Annotated in this window: 16 protein-coding genes; 6 read left to right on the top strand and 10 right to left on the bottom strand. The window is 64.9% G+C overall.

What is annotated here, in order from left to right; genetic code table 11:
* The first annotated feature begins 15 nt into the window (after positions 1 to 15).
* The 3 genes from mltA (at position 16) to NOG11_RS01230 (ending at position 3264) form a co-directional block, all read left to right on the top strand.
* Positions 16 to 1146, top strand: a complete 1131-nt coding sequence (mltA, locus tag NOG11_RS01240; RefSeq protein WP_256617805.1) for a murein transglycosylase A — start codon at positions 16 to 18, stop codon at positions 1144 to 1146.
* Positions 1143 to 1673 (top strand): Smr/MutS family protein, encoded by a 531-nt coding sequence (locus NOG11_RS01235; protein WP_256617804.1) that lies wholly within the window; start codon positions 1143 to 1145, stop codon positions 1671 to 1673. The genes mltA and NOG11_RS01235 overlap by 4 nt, the downstream gene beginning before the upstream one ends.
* 247 nt (positions 1674 to 1920) lie before the next feature.
* Complete coding sequence (locus NOG11_RS01230) at positions 1921 to 3264, top strand: hypothetical protein (protein ID WP_256617803.1); 1344 nt, start codon at positions 1921 to 1923, stop codon at positions 3262 to 3264.
* A gap of 119 nt (positions 3265 to 3383) precedes the next feature.
* Here NOG11_RS01230 and obgE read toward each other — a convergent pair whose 3' ends face one another.
* The 4 genes from obgE to rplU all read right to left on the bottom strand — a co-directional run bounded on the left by obgE (position 3384) and on the right by rplU (position 5713).
* Positions 3384 to 4439, bottom strand: a complete 1056-nt coding sequence (gene obgE / locus NOG11_RS01225; protein WP_256617802.1) for a GTPase ObgE — start codon at positions 4437 to 4439, stop codon at positions 3384 to 3386.
* Positions 4436 to 4963 (bottom strand): GNAT family N-acetyltransferase, encoded by a 528-nt coding sequence (locus tag NOG11_RS01220; RefSeq protein ID WP_256617801.1) that lies wholly within the window; start codon positions 4961 to 4963, stop codon positions 4436 to 4438. Before NOG11_RS01220 ends, obgE begins: the two co-directional genes overlap by 4 nt.
* Positions 4964 to 5117: 154 nt before the next feature.
* The gene (gene rpmA / locus NOG11_RS01215; protein WP_256617800.1) at positions 5118 to 5384 is read right to left on the bottom strand and encodes a 50S ribosomal protein L27; all 267 of its coding nucleotides are present in this window, start codon (positions 5382 to 5384) and stop codon (positions 5118 to 5120) included.
* A gap of 17 nt (positions 5385 to 5401) precedes the next feature.
* Positions 5402 to 5713, bottom strand: coding sequence for a 50S ribosomal protein L21 (gene rplU / locus NOG11_RS01210; RefSeq protein WP_256617799.1), 312 nt, complete (start codon positions 5711 to 5713; stop codon positions 5402 to 5404).
* A 197-nt stretch (positions 5714 to 5910) separates the two neighbouring features.
* On the opposite strand from rplU, the gene NOG11_RS01205 reads away from it, so the two are divergent.
* Positions 5911 to 6864, top strand: a complete 954-nt coding sequence (locus NOG11_RS01205; protein WP_256617798.1) for an NAD(P)H-dependent flavin oxidoreductase — start codon at positions 5911 to 5913, stop codon at positions 6862 to 6864.
* Here NOG11_RS01205 and NOG11_RS01200 read toward each other — a convergent pair.
* Positions 6861 to 7667 (bottom strand): hypothetical protein, encoded by an 807-nt coding sequence (locus NOG11_RS01200; protein WP_256617796.1) that lies wholly within the window; start codon positions 7665 to 7667, stop codon positions 6861 to 6863. The genes NOG11_RS01205 and NOG11_RS01200 overlap by 4 nt on opposite strands.
* 194 nt (positions 7668 to 7861) lie before the next feature.
* On the opposite strand from NOG11_RS01200, the gene NOG11_RS01195 reads away from it, so the two are divergent.
* Complete coding sequence (locus tag NOG11_RS01195) at positions 7862 to 9313, top strand: tryptophan halogenase family protein (RefSeq protein WP_370468209.1); 1452 nt, start codon at positions 7862 to 7864, stop codon at positions 9311 to 9313.
* Here NOG11_RS01195 and NOG11_RS01190 read toward each other — a convergent pair.
* The 3 genes from NOG11_RS01190 to NOG11_RS01180 form a co-directional block, all read right to left on the bottom strand.
* On the bottom strand, positions 9289 to 10788 hold the full coding sequence (locus NOG11_RS01190; protein ID WP_256617794.1) for a tryptophan halogenase family protein: 1500 nt from the start codon (positions 10786 to 10788) through the stop codon (positions 9289 to 9291). The genes NOG11_RS01195 and NOG11_RS01190 overlap by 25 nt on opposite strands.
* 114 nt (positions 10789 to 10902) lie before the next feature.
* Complete coding sequence (locus NOG11_RS01185; RefSeq protein WP_256617793.1) at positions 10903 to 13698, bottom strand: TonB-dependent receptor; 2796 nt, start codon at positions 13696 to 13698, stop codon at positions 10903 to 10905.
* Positions 13699 to 13816: 118 nt separating this feature from the next.
* A complete protein-coding gene (locus tag NOG11_RS01180) occupies positions 13817 to 15637 on the bottom strand; it encodes an alpha-amylase family glycosyl hydrolase (RefSeq protein ID WP_256617792.1) in 1821 nt (606 codons plus the stop codon).
* A 163-nt stretch (positions 15638 to 15800) separates the two neighbouring features.
* On the opposite strand from NOG11_RS01180, the gene NOG11_RS01175 reads away from it, so the two are divergent.
* Positions 15801 to 17903 carry a glycoside hydrolase family 97 protein gene (locus NOG11_RS01175; RefSeq protein WP_256617791.1) on the top strand — a complete coding sequence of 701 codons (2103 nt, stop codon included), beginning with the start codon at positions 15801 to 15803 and terminating at the stop codon, positions 17901 to 17903.
* Positions 17904 to 17937: 34 nt separating this feature from the next.
* Here the strand turns inward: NOG11_RS01175 and NOG11_RS01170 are convergent, their stop codons facing one another.
* Both NOG11_RS01170 and NOG11_RS01165 read right to left on the bottom strand, forming a co-directional pair.
* Positions 17938 to 18348, bottom strand: coding sequence for a response regulator (locus tag NOG11_RS01170; RefSeq protein ID WP_256617790.1), 411 nt, complete (start codon positions 18346 to 18348; stop codon positions 17938 to 17940).
* Positions 18349 to 18534: 186 nt separating this feature from the next.
* A complete protein-coding gene (locus tag NOG11_RS01165; RefSeq protein WP_256617789.1) occupies positions 18535 to 18891 on the bottom strand; it encodes a response regulator in 357 nt (118 codons plus the stop codon).
* Between the last annotated feature and the right edge of the window lie 267 nt (positions 18892 to 19158).

Genomic DNA, 19158 nt, shown 5'->3' with positions numbered 1-19158 from the left:
CCACCGGGAGCCGCCATGCGCCGTGTTCTCGCCCTGACCGGTCTTCTGATCGCCGCCGCCTGTTCGCCGCCTGTCGAGGACGAGAGCCGCTACGAGCGGGTGAGCTTGAGCGAGCTTCCTGGTTTCGCTGAGGCGGAGATACTGCCTGCCGTGAGGGCGTTCGCTTCGAGCTGCCGCTGGCTGGGGCGCGACGACCTGCCCCTCGGAAGAGCGGAGGACTTCGCTGAGCCTTGCGCGGAGGCGCCTTCTGTTGCGCAGGAAGCTGACGCTCGCCGGTTCGTCGAGGACCACTTCGTCGCCGTGCGCGTGGGCGATGGAAAGGGCCTGGTCACCGGCTATTACGAGCCCGTCTTCGCGGCCCGCGCCGAGCCGGAGGGCATCTACACCGCACCCGTACTCGCCGCGCCCGAGGACCTGGTCAGCGTCGATCTTGGCAGCTTCCGCGACGACCTCAAAGGCCGCCGCATCGCAGGCCGGGTCAAGGGCGGGCGGCTCGTACCCTATGACGACCGCGCGGCCCTGGAAGCTGCGCCGCCCGAGGAGATCGAGGTGCTCGGCTACATGCAGCCCGACGACCTCTTCTTCCTGCAGATCCAAGGCTCCGGTGTTCTCGACTTCGCGGGCGAGGAGCGGCGCATCGGCTACGCCGCCCAGAACGGCCACCCCTACAAGGCCATCGGCAAGACCCTGGTCGAGGAGGGCGCCATGCCCCTCGAAGAAGTTACCATGCAGTCGATCAGGGCCTGGCTGGAAGCCGCCAGCGCCGAGGACGCGGCAAGGGTCCGGGCGACGAACCCCTCCTATGTGTTCTTCACCGACCGCGGCGAGGCCGAGGATGACGAGGGTCCCCTGGGCACGGCAGGCGTCCCCCTCACCCCCCTCGCCTCGGTGGCGGTGGACCGGACGGTGACGCCCCTGGGCACGCTGATCTATATTGCAGGAGAGAGCGAGGAGCTCGGCTTCACCGGGCTCGCCGCCGCCCAGGACACGGGCGGGGCCATTCGCGGGGAGAACCGAGCCGACCTCTTTTTAGGCCGAGGCGACGAGGCTGGCGAGGTGGCTGGCCGCCTCAAGCTCGAAGCCAACCTCTACGTGCTCCTGCCCAAGACCGCCCGTCTGCCCGGCGACGCCGCCCCAGGCGCATGAAGAGGCGCCGCGAGCTGAGCCCGGAGGAGAAGAGGCTTTGGAACCACGTGGCGCGCTCGGTCTCGCCGATGGCACCGTTGAAGCCGGTGCCGCCAAAAGTGCCCGATACCCCCCTGCCGCCCCCTGCCCCGCTCGATCTGCGCAGCATCGCGCCACAGCCTGCACCGCCTCCCGTCTCACCCCTTCTCGGCGGTGATCCTCGGCGGGAGCGAAGGGTGGCCAGGGGCAGCCTTCAGATCGACGCGGTGCTCGACCTCCACGGCATGCGGCAGGACGAGGCGGACCGCGCCACCGCCGCCTTCATCGCCCGAGCCGTAACGCTGAAGCACCGGGTACTCCTCGTCATCACGGGCAAGGGCTCGAAGGAGGGAAGCGAGGGCCGCGGGGTCCTGCGCAAGCGCTTCCTCGACGGGATGGAATTCGGCCTCTACGGCAGCCGCATCGCCTCGGTGAAACCCGCCCACCAGAAGCACGGCGGTCGGGGCGCGTTCTACGTGTTTCTGAAGGCTCCCAAGGTCAAACGCTGAGGACCTACGCTCTTACCTCTCCCTCGGGAGAGGTCGAAATCTACTGATTTCGGGTGAGGGCGTACTTAGGATAAAGCCTCTCTCATCACTCGCCCTCACTCGACATCAAAGATGTCGATCTCTCCCGGAGGGAGAGATGAGAGCCTTCCATCTCCCTTTCGACACGCGACCGCAGATCCATCGTCACAAAACCGTTGCGTCCCATGCGTAGGGGCGGCGGGTCTTTCGATAACGGGTGGGCTGTTCTGTGCTGGGTTTAGAGATCTGGGCGATCATCGGTTTTGCGTTCGCGGCCTATGCCGTGGTCGGCAACGACGCGCTGCAGACCCTTGGTACGTTCATCAACTCGAACCGGCAGGTGCACTGGGCGGTGCTCTTCGGCTTCGCAGGCGCCGTGCTGCTCCTCACCTTCACCTATGGCTGGATCGCCAATGGCGGCGACCCCTCCTTCGGGCGCCTGACCAACGAGGCGAAGTACCCGCCCATCGACGTGCGCTGGTACCACACCCTGCCGCCCCTCGTGCTCCTGATCATCACGAGGCTCGGCATCCCGGTGTCGACCTCCTTCATGGTGCTGACGATCTTCGCGACGATCGGGGGCCTCGGCTCCATGATCGAGAAATCGCTGATCGGCTACGGCCTCGCCTTCGCCGTGGGGCTTGGCCTGTGGCTGGTCATCGGGCGGACCTTGGAGAAGTGGTTCGAGGGGTCCGAGCTGTCGAGCTTCGTGCCCTTCGGCCTCATCACCGTCGTCGGCGGCGGCTTCTTCGCGGCGCAGTTCTTCCTGTTCGGCACCATCGAGGACCAGGGGGTCATGTGGACCGGCATCGCCATCTCGGTGGTGGTGGAGGGGGTCGCGGTCGCGGCGGCCATGCTGCGGAGCCGCGGCCTCTACTGGGTGATCGTTCAGTGGACCACGACGGGCTATCTCTGGTCGGTCTGGCTGATCCAGGACTTCGCCAACATCTTCGTCTTTCTGCCGCGTGAGCTCTCGGCCCTCCAAGCCTTCGGCGCCATGGCCCTGATCCTAGGGTTCCTGGCCATCACCTTCGCCTGGTCGGGCGGACCGGTGCAGCGCATCCTTCGCACCAAGACGAACGTGGTGGACATCCGCTCGGCCACCATCATCGACTTCACCTATGCCTCGCTGCTCTTCTTCTTCAAGGAGCTATCCGACATCCCCATGAGCACCACCTGGGTGTTCCTGGGACTGATCGCGGGCCGCGAGTACGGCTTCGCCCTGACCCGGAAGAGCGTGCGGCTGGTCCGTGCCGTGATCGACACGGCGGAGGACATCGCCAAGGCCTTCATCGGCATCGTCATCTCCATCGACCTGGCCGTGGGCCTGCCCTTCATCGCGCGGGCCGTGTCAGGCGAGCATGTCAGCTTCGCCGAACTCTTCCCGACCACGAGCTTCATGATCTTCACCCTGGTCATCAACGCCGTGATGGTGCCGGTGGCGGTCTTCGCCTTCTCCAAGCCGGAGGACGATCTGGAACATCGCAGGCGGAACTTCGCGGTCGGTGTCGTGGTCGTGCTGGTGGCGATCTTCAGCGTGACCCTAGCGTTTCCCGTGCTGCAGGATGGGTAGGCCGCAGCCCCCTCAGCCTACCGGCAGCTCCCCCACGCGTGGGGGAGCGATATAGAGAGCAGCGGCGGTTCTCCTTCCCTCCCCCACTAATGGAGGAGGTGCCCGAAGGGCGGAGGGGGCTAATCCGCAGGGTGCCAGCCCTCCTCTTCCTCTTCTTCGGGCGTTCCTTCGGACGCAGGCGGACGAAGCTTGCTCACTTCCTCCCAAGCGCCCCTCAGCAGCGGATTGACCCCCTGCTGGGCTGCCGCCGAGATGACGAAGACCTCGCGTCCCGACACCTCCGCCAGCGCTGCGCGCTTCTCTTCGATTTCGTCCTCAGGCACCGTATCGGCTTTGGATAGCGCCACCAGCTCGGGCTTGTCCGTCAGGCCGTGGCCGTAGGCTTCCAGCTCGGCCCGAACGGTGCGGTAGCTCTCGGCCACATCCTCCGCCCCGCCATCGACGAGGTGCAGCAGCACCGCGCAGCGCTCCACATGGCCTAGGAACCGGTCACCGATGCCAGCGCCCTGATGAGCGCCTTCGATCAAACCGGGGATGTCGGCGAGGACGAAGCTCTGCCCGGGCCCCAGCCGCACCACGCCGAGTTGCGGCACGAGCGTGGTAAACGGGTAGTCGGCGATCTTCGGCTTGGCGGCGGAGACGACGGAGAGGAAGGTGGACTTGCCCGCATTGGGCAGGCCCACGAGCCCCGCGTCTGCCAGAAGCTTCAGCCGCAGCCAGACGGTGCGCTGCTCGCCGGGGTGGCCGGGGTTCGCCCTCGTTGGGGCGCGGTTGGTCGAGGATTTGAAGCGCAGGTTCCCCCAGCCGCCATTGCCGCCCTTGGCGAGGAGCACCTCGTCGCCCTCGCGGCTCAGGTCGGCGATTAGGGTATCCTCGTCCTCCTCGTAGATCTCGGTGCCGGTCGGCACGAGAACCACGATGTCGTCGCCGCCCGCGCCGGTGCGCTGACGCCCCGCGCCGCCCTTGCCGTTTTGCGCCTTGAAGTGCTGCTGGTAGCGGTAGTCGATCAGCGTGTTGAGGTTGTCCGTGGCCCGCGCGATGACATGCCCGCCCCTGCCGCCGTCGCCGCCGTCGGGGCCGCCGAACTCGATATACTTCTCGCGCCGGAAGCTGTGCGCGCCGTTGCCGCCGTCACCGGCCTTCACATAGATCTTGGTACGGTCGAGAAACTTCATCGCGGTACATCTATCGGTCTGAGGAGGAAGTCGTTGTGAACGACCTCTCGTTTCTGGGCTTGCGAGTAGCCGCTGACGGAGCGGCCGGTGGCTTGAAAGCCGTTCTTCAGGAGGACCCGCTTGGAAGGCTCGTTCCACTCCGCCACCACCGCCGAGATGGCTTCGAGCCGAAGCTGCCGGAAACCGAAACGGCAGACGGCGCGGACGGCCTCGCTGGTCAGGCCGAGCCCCCAATGGTCCTCGCCGATCATGTAGCCCAGCGAGGAGATGCGGCCACGGTCGCGGTGCAGGCCTATCGAGCCGATGGGCCGCGTCCCCCGTATCATGAAGAAGACATGGTCCCTTCCGTCGCTCGCCGCCGCTGTTCGCAGCATGAACGCCGTATGCGTGTAGCTGAGGGGATAAGGCCAGGAACCCGTATTACCGAGCACCGGCCAGTAGCGCACCTCATGCCAAAAGGCCCGCGCCCCCCGGAGGGATGCGGGCCTTAAGGTTAGCCGTTCGGTTCTGATTGTGTGCGGCATGGTCCTCTCGCTCGTCATCCCGGAAAGCCGAAGGCTTATCCGGGACCCAGGGACCGGACTTCAGGTGAAGCGCAGCACGTGCCGCTTGTTCCAGTCCATGGGTCCCGGCTCTCTCGCGCTCCGCGCTCCGGCCGGGATGACGGACTGGAGCGGGTTACTCGGCAGCCTGGGCCGGTTCGACGGAGACGATCTTGCGGTCGTCCTTGGTCGTGCGGAAGGTCACCTTGCCGGCGATCTTCGAGAAGATCGTGTGGTCCTTGCCGAGGCCGACATTGTCGCCGGGGAAGATCTTCGTGCCGCGCTGGCGGACGATGATGTTGCCGGGGATGACGGCTTCGCCGCCGAACTTCTTGACGCCGAGGCGGCGGCCTGCGGAGTCGCGGCCGTTTCTGGACGAGCCGCCTGCTTTCTTATGTGCCATGGTTGCTCTCCAGCTCTCTACGCGTTGATGGCGCCGATCTTCAGGACCGTCATGTGCTGACGATGGCCCTTCTTGCGGCGGTAGTTCTGGCGGCGGCGCTTCTTGAAGACCACGATCTTCTTGTCGCGCGCCTGCTCGACGATCTCGGCATCGACCGAGGCGCCTTCGATCAGGGGGGCACCGACCTTGGGGCTGTCACCGCCCAGCATCAGCACCTCACCGAGGGAAACCTTGTCGCCCGCTTCGCCTTCCAGTTTTTCCACATGGATGACATCGCCGGACTTCACGCGGTACTGTTTACCGCCTGTCTTGATGACTGCGTAGCTCATATCTCTCTCGCTAAGCTCTCAAAGGGTGGAGGACTTGCCTTTTTGGTCCGGGGTTCTGGTGCCCCGGCGGAGGATGGCAGCTAGGGAAGCGGCGGCGCGAAGTCAAGAACAAGCTGGCATTGCGCCGCTTCGCTCTATGGCGAAGAGCGGCGGTTTCTGCGACACCTCAAGGCGACGGAAGACTGTAAGGACGGCCTATGCCCAAACTCTCCCCGCAAGACGCCCGCGCCAAGTTCAAAGAGCTGCTCGCCCCGCAAAGCCTGCCCGTGGTGGCGGCGCCGATGTTCATCGTCTCCGGCCCCAAACTGGTCCGCGCCGAGTGCGAGGCGGGGGTGATCGGCTCCTTCCCGGCCCTGAACGCTAGGCCGCAGGAGGCGCTGACCGAGTGGCTCGACGAGATCAAGGAGGCGGGCAGGCCCTTCGCCGTGAACCACATCGTCCACCGCTCCAACGACCGGCTGATGGCGGACCTCGAGACCACGGTGAGGCACCAAGTGCCCTTGGCCATCACCTCGCTCGGGGCACGGCCCGAAGTCTTCGAGGCCACCCAGAGCTATGGCGGCCTCTGCTTCCACGACGTCATCAACAACAGCTTCGCCAAGAAGGCCGTGGAGAAGGGCGCTGACGGGCTCATCCTGGTGGCGGCCGGCGCGGGCGGCCATGCGGGCACCATCTCGCCCTTCGCCTTCCTCGCCGAGGTGCGGGAGTGGTTCGATGGTCCGATCCTCCTCTCCGGCGCCATCGCCACGGGGAGAGGCGTGCTGGCGGCTCAGGCGGCAGGAGCGGACGCCGCCTATATAGGCTCGGCCTTCATCGCCACCGCTGAGGCGAACGCGCCGGACCCTTACAAGGAGGGTATCGTAGAGGGCGGCATGGAGGATATCGTCTACACGAACTACTTCTCCGGCGTGCACGGCAACTACATGAAGTCCTCCATCAAGACCGCTGGCCTCGACCCGGACAACCTGCCTGAAAGCGACCCCTCCAAGATGAGCTTCAAGTCTGGAGGCGACAGCGAGGCGAAGCTGTGGAAGGATATCTGGGGGGCGGGCCAGGGCATCGGCTCGGTGCACGAGGTCGGCACGGCCAAGAGCCTGGTGGACCGCCTAGCCGCCGAGTACCGGGAGGCGAAGGCCGCGCTGACCTCCTAGGCCGCCTCCCCCAAAAGGTCGGGCAGGTCAGGCCTCTCCGCGGCCCTCTCGGTGGTGATCTGAAGGGAGAGCGCCGGCGTGCCGTGGGGCAGGATAACGGAGCTCAGCCTGCCCCCCATGGCGGCCGCCAGGATCGACGCCACCTTGAGCGGCAAGCGCCTCGGGCAGGGCTCGCTACGGAAGAGATCCGCCACCTCCGTCGCCGACAGACTGGGCAGCTCCACCAGTATGCTGAGCTTCTCGCCGCCGTCGAAGCTCGGCTCGCCGTGAAGCCGCATGCGGATCGGGCCTTCCTCGGTATCGCTGCTGACAGCGAAGGCCAAGATCGCCTTCAGGCACTCCGTATACTTCTGAGCATCGAGAAACACCATGGAGCTCTGGGTGGAGGAGAGGCTGACCTTCACCGCCGAACCGCTGCAGCGTAGGGCTGCATTGATTTCTTTCGCCACCGCGCGGCTCACCTCGCAGGGGTCCGTAGGCTCGCGACGCTTAGGTGATGCGCCCCCAGCCAGCTCGGCAAGGTCCATAACCTGCGTCAGCACATGCCTGATCTGATGAAGGGCACTGCCGAGCTCTCCGGCGGTTCGGAGAGGAACCGGGGTGCGCGTATCGCTGCTGCGCCTGATGGCCTCCTCCTCCGCACAGAGAACGACGAGGGGCTCCCTGAGCCCGGTCACGGTCTCCACCAGAAGACCAGCGGCTTCCGAGCGGAGCGACATGTTGTCGGGAGCCCCGCCACGCTCTGCAAAACGCCGCCATAGAAACGCGGCGGCTCCTACGCTCACCGCCACGACCGCTGCCACCCACCAAATCATCGACACCCCCGAACTGGACACAGCACGACCATAGGTTGCAAGGGTTAAGGTGTTCCTCACTCCTCCTCGGCTTGCCGAAGACCGGGGGCTGCCGCAAAGTGCCCGCACCTGCACGAAGGAGAACGGCGGTGGGCGAACCGATCAGACGCATCGTCATCGTGGGCGGAGGCTCTGCCGGATGGATGACGGCGGCAGCCCTAGCGGAGGCCGTGGGGAGCACTGTCGCCATCGAGCTCGTCGAAAGCGAGGCGATCGGCACGGTGGGCGTGGGCGAGGCGACCATCCCCCCCATCCGTCACTTCAATACGAGGCTCGGCATCGACGAGCGGACGTTCCTGAAAGAGACGCAGGGTTCCTACAAACTCGGTATCGAGTTCGTCGGCTGGCGGACGGGTTCGGACAGCTACTTCCACCCCTTCGGCCAGTTCGGCGCCGAGTTCGATCAGACCCCGTTCTATCAGTTCTGGCTGGCCGAGCACCTGGCGGGCCGGGTGGGCCGGATCGACGACTACTCCATGGCCTGGGGCGCAGCAAAGAAGGGGCGCTTCTGCCACCCCTCCCGCGACCGGGCCAACATGGCGTCCACCTTCGACTACGCCTACCACTTCGATGCCACCCTCTATGCGGCCTTCCTCCGGCGGTATGCCGAGGAACGGGGCGCCGTGCGTACCGAGGGGCGCATCGGCAGCGCACAGCTCGATCCGGAGACGGGTTCGGTAGCCTCGGCACGTCTCGAAGACGGTCGCACCATCGAGGGGGACCTCTTCATCGACTGCTCGGGTTTCGGCGGTCTTCTGATCGAGAAGGCGCTGCATACGGGGTATGAGGACTGGTCCCACTGGCTGCCCTGCAACCGGGCCGTGGCCGTGCCCTGCGAGAAGACGGGGCCGATGCTGCCCTACACACGTTCCACCGCAAGGGAGGCGGGGTGGCAGTGGCGCATCCCCCTCCAGCACCGCACCGGCAACGGCTATGTTCACTGCGATGCCTTCATCAGCGAGGAGCAGGCGACCGAGACGCTGCTGTCGAACCTCGACGGCGAGCCGCTGGCGGATGTGCGCACCTTGCGCTTCACCACGGGACGCAGGCGGAAGTTCTGGCATCGGAACGTCGTCGCGATCGGTCTGTCGGCAGGCTTCATGGAGCCGCTCGAATCGACCAGCCTTCACTTGATTCAGTACGGTATTCTCAGGCTTCTCGCCCTTCTCCCCGACCAAGACATGGACCCCTTCCTAGCGGCTGAGTACAACCGTCTCACGGCACAGGAGTACGAGCGCATCCGCGATTTTCTGGTGCTGCACTATGTCGCCACCGAAAGGCGCGATACGGAGCTTTGGCGCTACTGCGCACAGACGGAGGTGCCCGATACGCTGACCTACAAGATGGAGCAGTTCAGGCGCCACGGCGTGTTGAGCGCAGAGGACGGCGAGCTGTTCCGCAACCCAAGCTGGCTGGCAGTCTATCTCGGACAGGGCGTGGTGCCGCGAAAGGCACCTGCGGTGACCAAGCTGAGAAGTGGCGTGCCCTCAGCCGAGCGGATCGAAGACGTGCGCCGCGCCATCGAGGCGGCTGCGAACGACATGCCGATGCATGAGGACTTCGTCGCCCGCTACGCCGCCGCGGCGCAGCGCTGAGCGATGAACTCCTCGTGCCGAGGCAGGCCTGAGACGGCATGCTGCACGAGGCGCTCGACTTGAGAGAGAAAGTCCCTGAGCTGATCGTCTGACAGGCGGTCCGCCATAGGGTGGTAGCGCTTCGGCGTGATCCCCTGCCCCAGCATGACCTGCAGCCAGCTCGCCTCTCGGAAGAGGTCGTCGAGGTTGCGGTAGAGAATGCCCGCCTCACCGAAGAGCTCCATCTTCTCACGGAGGGTCTCCGGCACACTCATATGTCGGCAGTAGCGCCAGAACTCCGTGTCCTCACGTTCGGTCTGGTGGTAGTGCAGCACCAGGAAGTCTCGGATCAGCTCGTACTCGATACCCACCAGCCGGTTGTACTCACCGATGGTGGCCTCGTCGAAGCTCTTATTGGGGAACAGCTCCAGCAGCCTGCTGACATTGGACTGGATGAGGTGGATGGAGGTGGATTCCAGCGGCTCGAGGAACCCGCTGGCAAGGCCGATGGAGACGCAGTTCTTGTGCCAGAACCGCTCCCGCCTTCCGGTGGTGAAGCGGAGCGGTTTGGGGTCAGCAGTGGGCTGCCCGTCTAGATTGGAGAGAAGCGTTCCGACTGCTTCGTCGTCGCTGAGATACTTGCTGCAATAGACATGCCCGTTGCCGGTGCGGTGCTGCAGCGGGATGCGCCACTGCCATCCCGCATCGCGCGCCGTGGCCTTTGTGTAGGGAAGAAGCGGCTCCGTCCGCTCGCAAGGCACCGCCACCGCGCGGTCGCAGGGCAGCCATTGCGACCAGTCCTCATACCCCACACCGAGCGCCTCGCCGATCAGCAGACCACGAAAGCCGGAGCAGTCGATGAAGAGGTCTGCCGACAGCTCTTCGCTGCTCTCCAGACTGATCGTCTCGATACGGCCGTTCTCCGAATGAAGAGAGACGTCCTGCACCTTGCCCTCAATACGCTTGACGCCCCGCGCTTCGGCGTAGCGGCGTAGATACTGTGCGTAGAGCCCGGCATCGAAGTGGAAGGCGAAGGCGAGTCCCTCCATCTTCGTGTTGCCGACCCGCTCCAGAAGGCCGAACCTGTTCTCGTCCGAGGCCTGACGGTGCAGCGAATAGCGCCAGAGATCGGCGTTGCTTCCCCCCTGCCTCGCGCGGAGCCAGTAGTGGTGGAAGGGGAGCGCACCGAGCGGCATGCCGACCTCGCCGAAGGTGTGAATGTAGCTGTCGCCCACCCTGCCCCAGTTGTTGAACTCGATGCCGAGCTTGAAGGTGCCCTTGGTCTCGCGAAGGAACTCCATCTCGTCGATGCCGAGGAGCATGTTCAGCCTGCGGATCTGAGGGATGGTCGCCTCGCCGACGCCCACCGTTCCGATCGCGTCGCTTTCGACCAGGGTCACCTGCACCTGCTTCGGCAGCAGCTTCGCCATGGCAGCCGCGGTGATCCACCCGGCGGTGCCGCCGCCCACGATCAGTACGTTCTCGACCGGTTCCATCATCCGCTCCGAAAGGGCCTTTTCTTTTGTAAGCTAGCATAAAAAAGCCCGCCGGAAGGTGCGACCTTCCGGCGGGCAGTACATGGTACCTACCGGACCGAAGCCCGGCGGCGCTTAGAAGGTCTTCATCAGCGCGAAGGTGTAGGTGCGGCCGTAGAGCTCGTGACGGTCGGAGGCGTTCACGTTGATGCCGCCATTGTCGACCTCGCGGAAGGTACGGAACGGCTCGTCGGTCAGGTTGTAGCCCTCGAAGAGAACGGTGAAGCCTTCGAGGCGACCGCTCTGAAAGGTATAGCCGATCTGGCCGTCCACGGTGGTCCGCTCGTCGGCACGAACGTTCTCGAAGTTACCGCCGAAACCGATCACCTCGGCCAGGTAGTCGCTCCGATAGTTGGCTGCGATCCGTGCACGGAAGCCAAAGTTCTCGTAGTAGAGATCCGCGTTCCAGATCTCTTTCGAGAGGCCGGGAATCTCGATCGTCTCACCGGGGTTGCGAAGGTCCGGAATCTCGCTGATCGACTGCGAGTAGGTGAGGTTCGTGCCGAAGCCTTCCAGACGCTGGGGAAGGAAGTCGTCGAAGGGCAGGCGAAGGGTCGCTTCGATGCCGCGGATGCTGCCCTCGCCCAGATTGACCGGACGGCTGTAGGTGCCGTCAGCCGCCAGCGGGTTGGCCGAGACGAAGCCTGCACCGGCGATCTCCGCCACCTCGGCACCGAGGTCCACACGGACGGTCTCGGTGGCCACGAAGCCGTCGAGGTTCTTCTCGAAAATGGCGATCGAGAAGGCGCCCGCGCTGCCGAAATACTTCTCCAGCGACAGGTCGTAGGAGGTCGATTCGATATTGCGCAGGAAGGTGTTGCCGCCCGAGGAGGTGTAGCAGAAGCGCTGCAGGCTCGGATCGTAACCCTCGCCGCCGGCGCCGCCTTCCTCGTTGAAGCTGTCCGGAATGCCGTCATTGTCCGCATCCGGGCAGACGCCGCCATTGCGGTTCAGCGTTTGGTTGGCAGCCAGATCATCCATACGCGGACGGGTGGACGTCTTCGCCGCGCCGAAGCGCAGGAAGAGGTTGTCGCTGATCTCCCAAGACAGGTTGAGGTTCGGCAGGATGTCGTCGAAATCCTCTTCCAGCGTCCGCAGGCCGGTGGCGGTACCGCCGCCGGTGGCGCCGCTGAGAAGGTTCAGACCCGTCGATTCCTGCTGGGTGTCGACGAAGCGCACGCCTGCATTGCCGGTCAGCGGGAGACCGAGCAGGTTCATGTCGATGTCGCCCTGCAGGTAGAAGGTGGAGATCTCCTCCGAGACGTCGAACGTCTTGGCGAGGATGTCCGAGTTCACGTTCGCTTCGCGGACGTAGATACCGGCCTCTTCGAGAGCGGTCGGCGTCCAGGCGAGAAGCTGGAAGCCGATGTCACCGGCATCGGCGATGCCTTCGATCAGGTTGGCGGGGATGGGAACGGCGCGGCCGCCTTGAACGATGCCGAAGGCCTCATCGACCGCCTTGGTCTTCTGACGCTCGGTGAAGAGCCAGCCCGCTGTGATGCGGTTGATGAAGGGCGTGTCGAGCGTGTAGTTCGCCTCCAGACGGATCTGGTCGAGCTCGTCCTCGACGTCGAACTCCTTGACATAGGCCGCCGTGCCCCAGCCTCGGATATCCGTGAGGACCATGCGCGAGGGGTCGGTCAGACCAGCATCGATCACGAGGCCGTAGGCGCCGTCGCCATCATAGGTGAACAGCGCGTCCTCGCGGACGAGGTTCCCCTCGGCATCGCGCGGCTCGCCGAAGGACTCGTAGTCGAGGTCCTGGCGGTCCACGGTGGAGCGGGAGAAGTCCGCCACCAGCTCGAGACGGTCGGTCAGGTCGTAGGCGAGGTTGAGACCGTAGGAGAAGAGCTCGGCGTCGCGCTGCAGCTCCTGGGTCTTCACCGCCGGGCCGACATCGGTATAGGTGACGCTTTCGGCGATGCCGCCAGCCGGACCCTGAACGTTCGTGGCGTTGACGCCGTCCCAGGACGCGATGGGCGTCTCGATGCCGCGGTTGATACCGCCGTCCGTGTACTCACTGTAGAAGGCGTCAAAGGTGGCGTCGAAACGCTCGGTGGGTTGCCACTGCAGCGTACCGGAAGCCGATGTCCGCTCGAACTCACGCGAGATCACGCCGGAGGCCGGGTTGTCTGCGAAGACGAGCCGGTTGTCGACGACCGCGTTGCCCTGAGGCTTGAGCTGACGGCGGATGGTCTGGGTCGGGTTGCTCTGGTCGGTGACCGAGAGGACGATGCCGATCGTATCGTTGGCGAACTGATCGATGTACGAACCGAAGATGCGGTAGCCGTCATTGCCGTATTCGGGGTTCAGCTCGTCGCTGTCGTTGAGGACGTAGCGGCCCGAGAGGGTGACCTGGCGGTCGCTGTAGTCGAGGGGACGCGCCGTGCGCAGGTCCACCGTACCGGCGATGCCGTTGGCGGCGAGGGTGGCGTCGGGCGTCTTGTAGACGATGCCCTGGGTGAAGAGCTCGGCAGGGTAGGCGTCGAACTCGATCGAGCGGTTGTCGTTGGTCGAGACCTGCTCACGCCCGTTGAGGAGCGAGATCGAGAAGTTCGGGCCTAGGCCGCGGATGCTGACGAGCTGTGCACGGCCCTGGACGCGCTGCACGGTCACGCCGGGAAGGCGGGCCAGCGAGTCGGCGATGGTCAGGTCGGGGAGCTTGCCGATGTCTTCGGCGGACACCGCTTCCACGATGGAGCTGGCGTTTTTCTTGGTATCGAGCGAGTCGGCGATGGACTTCTTGATACCGCGGACGACGATGACGTCTTCTTCCTCGTCGGCCGCGTCCTGCGCGAAGGCGCTGGAGATGGCGAGAGCTGGAAGAGCGGCACAGCAAAGCAGCATAGCCTTGCGGCTAGGGTTACGCATAGATTCCTCCCTGGTATGCGCGCCCGGCTTATGTGTGCCGGGACTACCAACGAGAAGCTGTGCCCGAAAAGGTTACATGCCGACAAGCAAGATCGGCAGGAGCGGGTGGCTTAGTCGCTCACTGTGACAAACAAACCACAGCCGAAAGCGGGGGCACCGAGACCCTGGTAGAGCCCGGCACCGTGCTGGTCTCGGGGCAGGTGCCGCGAAGGCTCTGCCAGCGGTTCGAATAGGCCTCGGTGAGGATGTTCTCCTCCCGCGCCTCCTCTTCGGCATTGATGACCACCAATATCTCCGTGCCGTCGCTCGCCAATCGGGAGAAGGCGAAGAGGCCGCCCTCGGTCTCGTCGAAGCGGGTGATCTGTGCGCCCGTCTTCAGCGCGAGCTGGCCCTTGCGCAGGGCGATCAGCTCCTGGAGCTCCTGGTAGAGCGGGTGGCCGGTGTCGAAATTGTCCTCCGCCGTCGTGCTGTCCGTACCCAGGAGGTCGTTATCATTGTAGATGTCCGTGCGGCTCTCGAACATGTCCTCGCGGGCGCCCTGGTCGCCCTCGTCGCTGATAAAACCCTGCTCGTCGCCGTAATAGAGGGTCGGCACGCCGCGAGCGGTCATCAAGAGGACATGGCCGAGGAGCGTGCGCTGGGTGATCTCGTCCTGGGAGGCGTCCGGGTTCGCATCGCGCACGAACTGGGAGAAGCGGCCCATATCGTGGTTGCCAAGGAAGGTCGGCAGGCGACGCGCCCCTGCCCTGCCGCCCTTGTAGTTGGTGTCGGCCCGGAAGAGCTTGGTCAGCTCGAAGCTCGGCTCGCCCTCGGCGATCACCCGCCTGGCGGCGTCTTGGAAGGCGAAGTCGAGCACGGTGGGGAAGCCGTCGTCCCAGGTGTGCCTCGCCAGCGCCGCGGGGTCGGGGTCGAACACCTCGCCGAAGATGACGAAGTTGGGGCGCCCCGCCTCCCTCGCCTTCTCCCGCATGGCGGGGATGAACGCGCGCCAGAAGGCAGGCTCCACATGGCGCGCCGTGTCCACGCGGAAGCCGTCAATGCCGTAGGTCTCGATCCAGTCCGCGAAGATGTCGACCATGCCCTGGCGCACGCGCGGGTGCTCCGTCATCAGATCGTCGAGGCCGAAGAAGTCACCGCCGAGGAAGGTCTCGCCTTCCGTCGTGAAGTCGCCTCTGTTGTGGTAGTAGATCGGGTTGTTGAGCCAGGCGGGGCGCTTCAACTGCTCCTCCCCCTCGGGCAGATAGGGCGTGTACGCCCAGTCGGGGCGGGTGAGCTTGGTGAAGTTCTCCTCCGTGCCCACGCCTGTGCCGAGAAAGCCCTGGTTGATGCGGCGCCCGGTCGCCTCGCCGCGGGTGATGTAGGGGTAGTCCGCCTCGTAGCGGTAGGGGCAGGGACCGCCGGTATAGTCCTCCGCCTCCTCGTCGTGGCACTCTCTGTAGGCGATGACGTCGGCGGTGTGGTTGGTGATGATGTCGAGGATCACCTTCATCCCGCGAGCGTGGGCTGCGTCCACGAAGGCCTTCATGTCGTCATTGCTGCCGAAGTGCCGGTCGACGCGGGTGAAATCGGTGATCCAGTAGCCGTGATAGCCCGCGCTTTCCTGACCGGGGCCGCCCTGCACCGCCTTGTTCTGGTAGATGGGTCCAAGCCAGATGGCGTTGACGCCGAGCTCCTCAAGGTAGTCGAGGCGCGAGATCAGCCCCTGCAGGTCGCCGCCATGGTAGAAGCCCTTGTGGGTAGGGTCGAAGCCGTGGTCGAGCCTACCCCCCTCGATCCCGCCGAGATCGTTGCTCTCGTCGCCGTTCTCGAACCGGTCGGGCAGGAGGAAGTAGATCACGTCCTCCTCCGCCGGGCGGTCGAAGGAGGGCTGCTGCTGAGCGAGCGCCGAAGACAAGGCAGCGGCTGCGAGCAAAACTGCGGTGAGGAGCGGTTTGATCATGGCTAGGCCCTTGGCACGAAAGAGCCCTTTGGTGGACCGGCGTCACGAAGCTCGTCAACCGCTGGCTGCACCCCAGAGCGCCCAGCAGCGTCCCGCGCTGGTCTCGCGGCTTTCGGCGGGCTACACCCCCTCCTATAAGAACCAGTCCAGGGAGAGACGTTCGATGTTCCGTACCGCCCTTCTCTTCGGCGCGGCGATGGGTTTTGCCCACGCTGCCGACGAGATCCCCCCCGTATCCACCGACCGCGAAGTGACCTTCAGTGTCGCCTCGCCGGACGGCGGGATCGAGATCACCACCTTCACCAACACTTACGGCGAGCCGATGTACGAGGTGAGCTTCGACGGCGAGCCCGCCATCGAACCCTCTCGCCTCGGCATGCGCTTCGCCGCCCACGGCCAGTTCAAGAACGGCCTCGTCGTCGAGGAGAAAAGCCGTTCGAGCAAGGACGAAACCTGGGAGCAGCCCTGGGGCGAGCGCCGCTTCGTGCGCGACAACCACAACGAGATGGTGGTCACCTTCCGGGACGCCGAGGACGAGGCGCGCCGCTTCGATGTGCGCTTCCGCGCCTTTGATGACGGCATCGGCTTCCGCTACGAGTTTCCTAAGCAAAAGGGCCTTCGCGGCAATGTCTCGATCGTCGACGAGCTGACCGAGTTCGCCGTCCCGGCCACCGATGCCACCGCCTACCACATTCCGGCAAGGCTCTGGAATCGCTACGAGTACCTCTACGACACCACCGACGTCTCCGGCATGCACATGGTGCACACGCCCGTCACGCTGGAGCTTGCGGAGGGCACCCACATTGCCATCCACGAAGCAGCGCTCACGGACTATTCCGGCATGGCGCTGCTTCTCAAGCGGGGCAACATTCTCGAAGCGGAGCTCGCTCCGCGTTCGGACGGGCCGAAGGTGAAGACCCGCGCGCCGTTCGAGACCCCCTGGCGCACGGTGCAGATCGCCGAGGACGCCCCCGGCCTCGTCAACGGCACGGATATCTACCTCAACCTCAACGAGCCCAACGTGCTCGGCGACGTCTCCTGGGTGAACGAGGACCTCGGCGTCTATACGGGCATCTGGTGGGACATGCATATCCGCACCAAGACCTGGGGTTCCGGCCCCTACCATGGTGCGACCACGGAGTATGCGAAGGAGATGATCGACTTCGCCGCCGAGAACAACATGAAGGGTGTGCTGATCGAAGGCTGGAACGAGGGCTGGGACGGCGATTGGTACAATGCCGGCGACGTCATGGACTTCACCACTCCCTACCCTGATTTCGACCTCGAAGAGGTCGCTGCCTATGCGATCTCTAAGGGCGTGCGGGTCATCGGCCACCACGAGACCGTGGGCAATATCGGCCGCTACGAGGACCAGATGGAGGCGGCCTACGACCTCTACGAGAAGCACGGCATCACCCAGGTGAAGACCGGCTACGTGGCCGATGCGGGCAACATCAAGTGGACCGACCGCAACGGGGTGGAGCGCTTCGAGTACCATGACGGACAGCGCAACGCCGAGCACCACATCACGGCGGTGACCGAAGCGGCGAAGCGCAACATTGCGCTGAACCCCCACGAGCCGATCAAGGATACGGGGCTACGCCGCACCTATCCCAACTGGATCAGCCGCGAGGGCGCGAGGGGCATGGAGTACTCTGCATGGGGCGTGCCGCCGAACATTCCCGAGCACACGGCTATCCTTCCGTACACGCGCATGCTGTCGGGCCCGATGGACTACACGCCGGGCATCTTCGACCTTCGTCCGAACGAGAACCCCGACTACGACCGCGCTTCGGAGAACAGCCCCGAAGCGCGCACTGAGACCACGCTCGCCAAGCAGCTCGCCCTCTATGTGGTGATCTACTCACCCATCCAGATGGCGGCCGACCTGCCCCAGAACTACCTCGCCCGCCCCGAGGCGTTCCAGTTCATCAAGGAGGTCCCCACCAACTGGGAGGAGTCCATCGCGCTCGAGGGCGAGGTCGGCGACTATATCGTCCAGGCGCGGAAGGACTGGGACTCGGACGACTGGTTCGTCGGTGCCCTGACCGATGAGGAGGCCCGCGAGGTCAGCTTCGACCTCTCCTTCCTCGAAGAGGGCAAGACCTACACGGCGGAGATCTACCGCGACGGCGCCGATGCCCATTGGGAGACCAACCCCTACGCCTTCGAGCGGGAGAGCCGCGAGGTGACGTCCGAGGATACGATGGACCTTAGCTTGGGCGCAGGCGGCGGTGCGGCCATCCGGTTCAAGGCCGAAGGCTGAAACGTCTCAGGTCGATGAGAGCTATACGGCGGGTCTAGAAGCCCGCCGCTTTTTTGCTCGTGGACAGCGCCTCCTGCAGCTCGCGATGGGCGAGCAGCACGGCGCTGCGCAGGCTGTCTTCCTGGTAGGGTTTGGTCACCACGTCGTAGGGGAAGCCCGACACGTTGAGTTCGTCGGGAGCGTGGCCCGTGGCGAAGATCACCCTCCCGCCGCTCTTCACCACCCGCTCGGCGACCTCCACAGAGGTGGCGCCGTCGATGTTGAAGTCCAGGATCGCGATGTCGAACGGGTCCTGATCCATGGCCTCGTAAGCCTCGCGAAGAGAGTGGGCCGTCACCACCTCGCCTAGATCGAGATGGTGCAGAACATCCTCGAAGGTCAGGGTGAGAATGATCTCGTCTTCCAAGAACAGGATGCGGCTCTGCCTTGATTCCTTACTACCCATACGGACCACTCCTTGGACACTCGACCATCGCCCGTACGAGAGGTTCGGGTTCGGAACGCCAGCAGAATGGCTGGAGGGTCGGTCCGTTGAATAGGTCGAATTCGTTCAAGGGCTTCACGTCTCGGTGGGAAACGCGCGACAAAGCGATCACATTGTTAAAGCGCGGAAACGTGATCTTATCCCAGGTTAAGCTACGCGCCTCGACCGCACCCCGTTGACCCACCGCTCGAGCTCGCGCGGGGTGAACGGCTTGGTCAGGATGTCCCTCGGCTCCGTTCCCTCCTCCAGCTCCACCTGCTCGCGGGCGGTCAGGAACAACACGTCCGCCTCGCCGCACAGACTGCGATCGGCCAGAAGCGGACCGGTCGGCCCGTCCTCCAGGTCCACGTCGAGAAGCAGCACGTCGGGGTGACCGGTCTCGATCAGACGGCGGCCGCTGGCGCTGTCGCGGACCACGCCGAGCACCTCGCAGCCGAGCGCCTCCATCTGGTCGGCGATGGCGCCGCCAATGATCGGCTCGTCTTCTGCAATGAGAACCCGCACGTGAACCTCGAACTCGCTTCGACCTGACCAACTCTGCCCTAGCGCCCGACGTTCCGGTCACGGAGTTCACGAACGGTGTGTAGGGGCTTGTGTTCACAGCCAAACCGGGTGCGGGGGTAGTGAATACAGGGTTGAGCGAAGGCCCAAGCCGCAGTCTTACGTTGTGGCAAACGAGCGGAACGGTCTTCTCTTTGGGGACAGCCGCCCCATTCGAATAGTCGTCCAAGAGGTCGGCATCGCTCCTACCTCTCCCTCCGGGAGAGATCA

The organism is Parvularcula maris (assembly GCF_024505085.1).
Classification (GTDB): domain Bacteria; phylum Pseudomonadota; class Alphaproteobacteria; order Caulobacterales; family Parvularculaceae; genus Parvularcula; species Parvularcula maris.
This window is presented reverse-complemented; position numbering and strand designations above follow the sequence as displayed.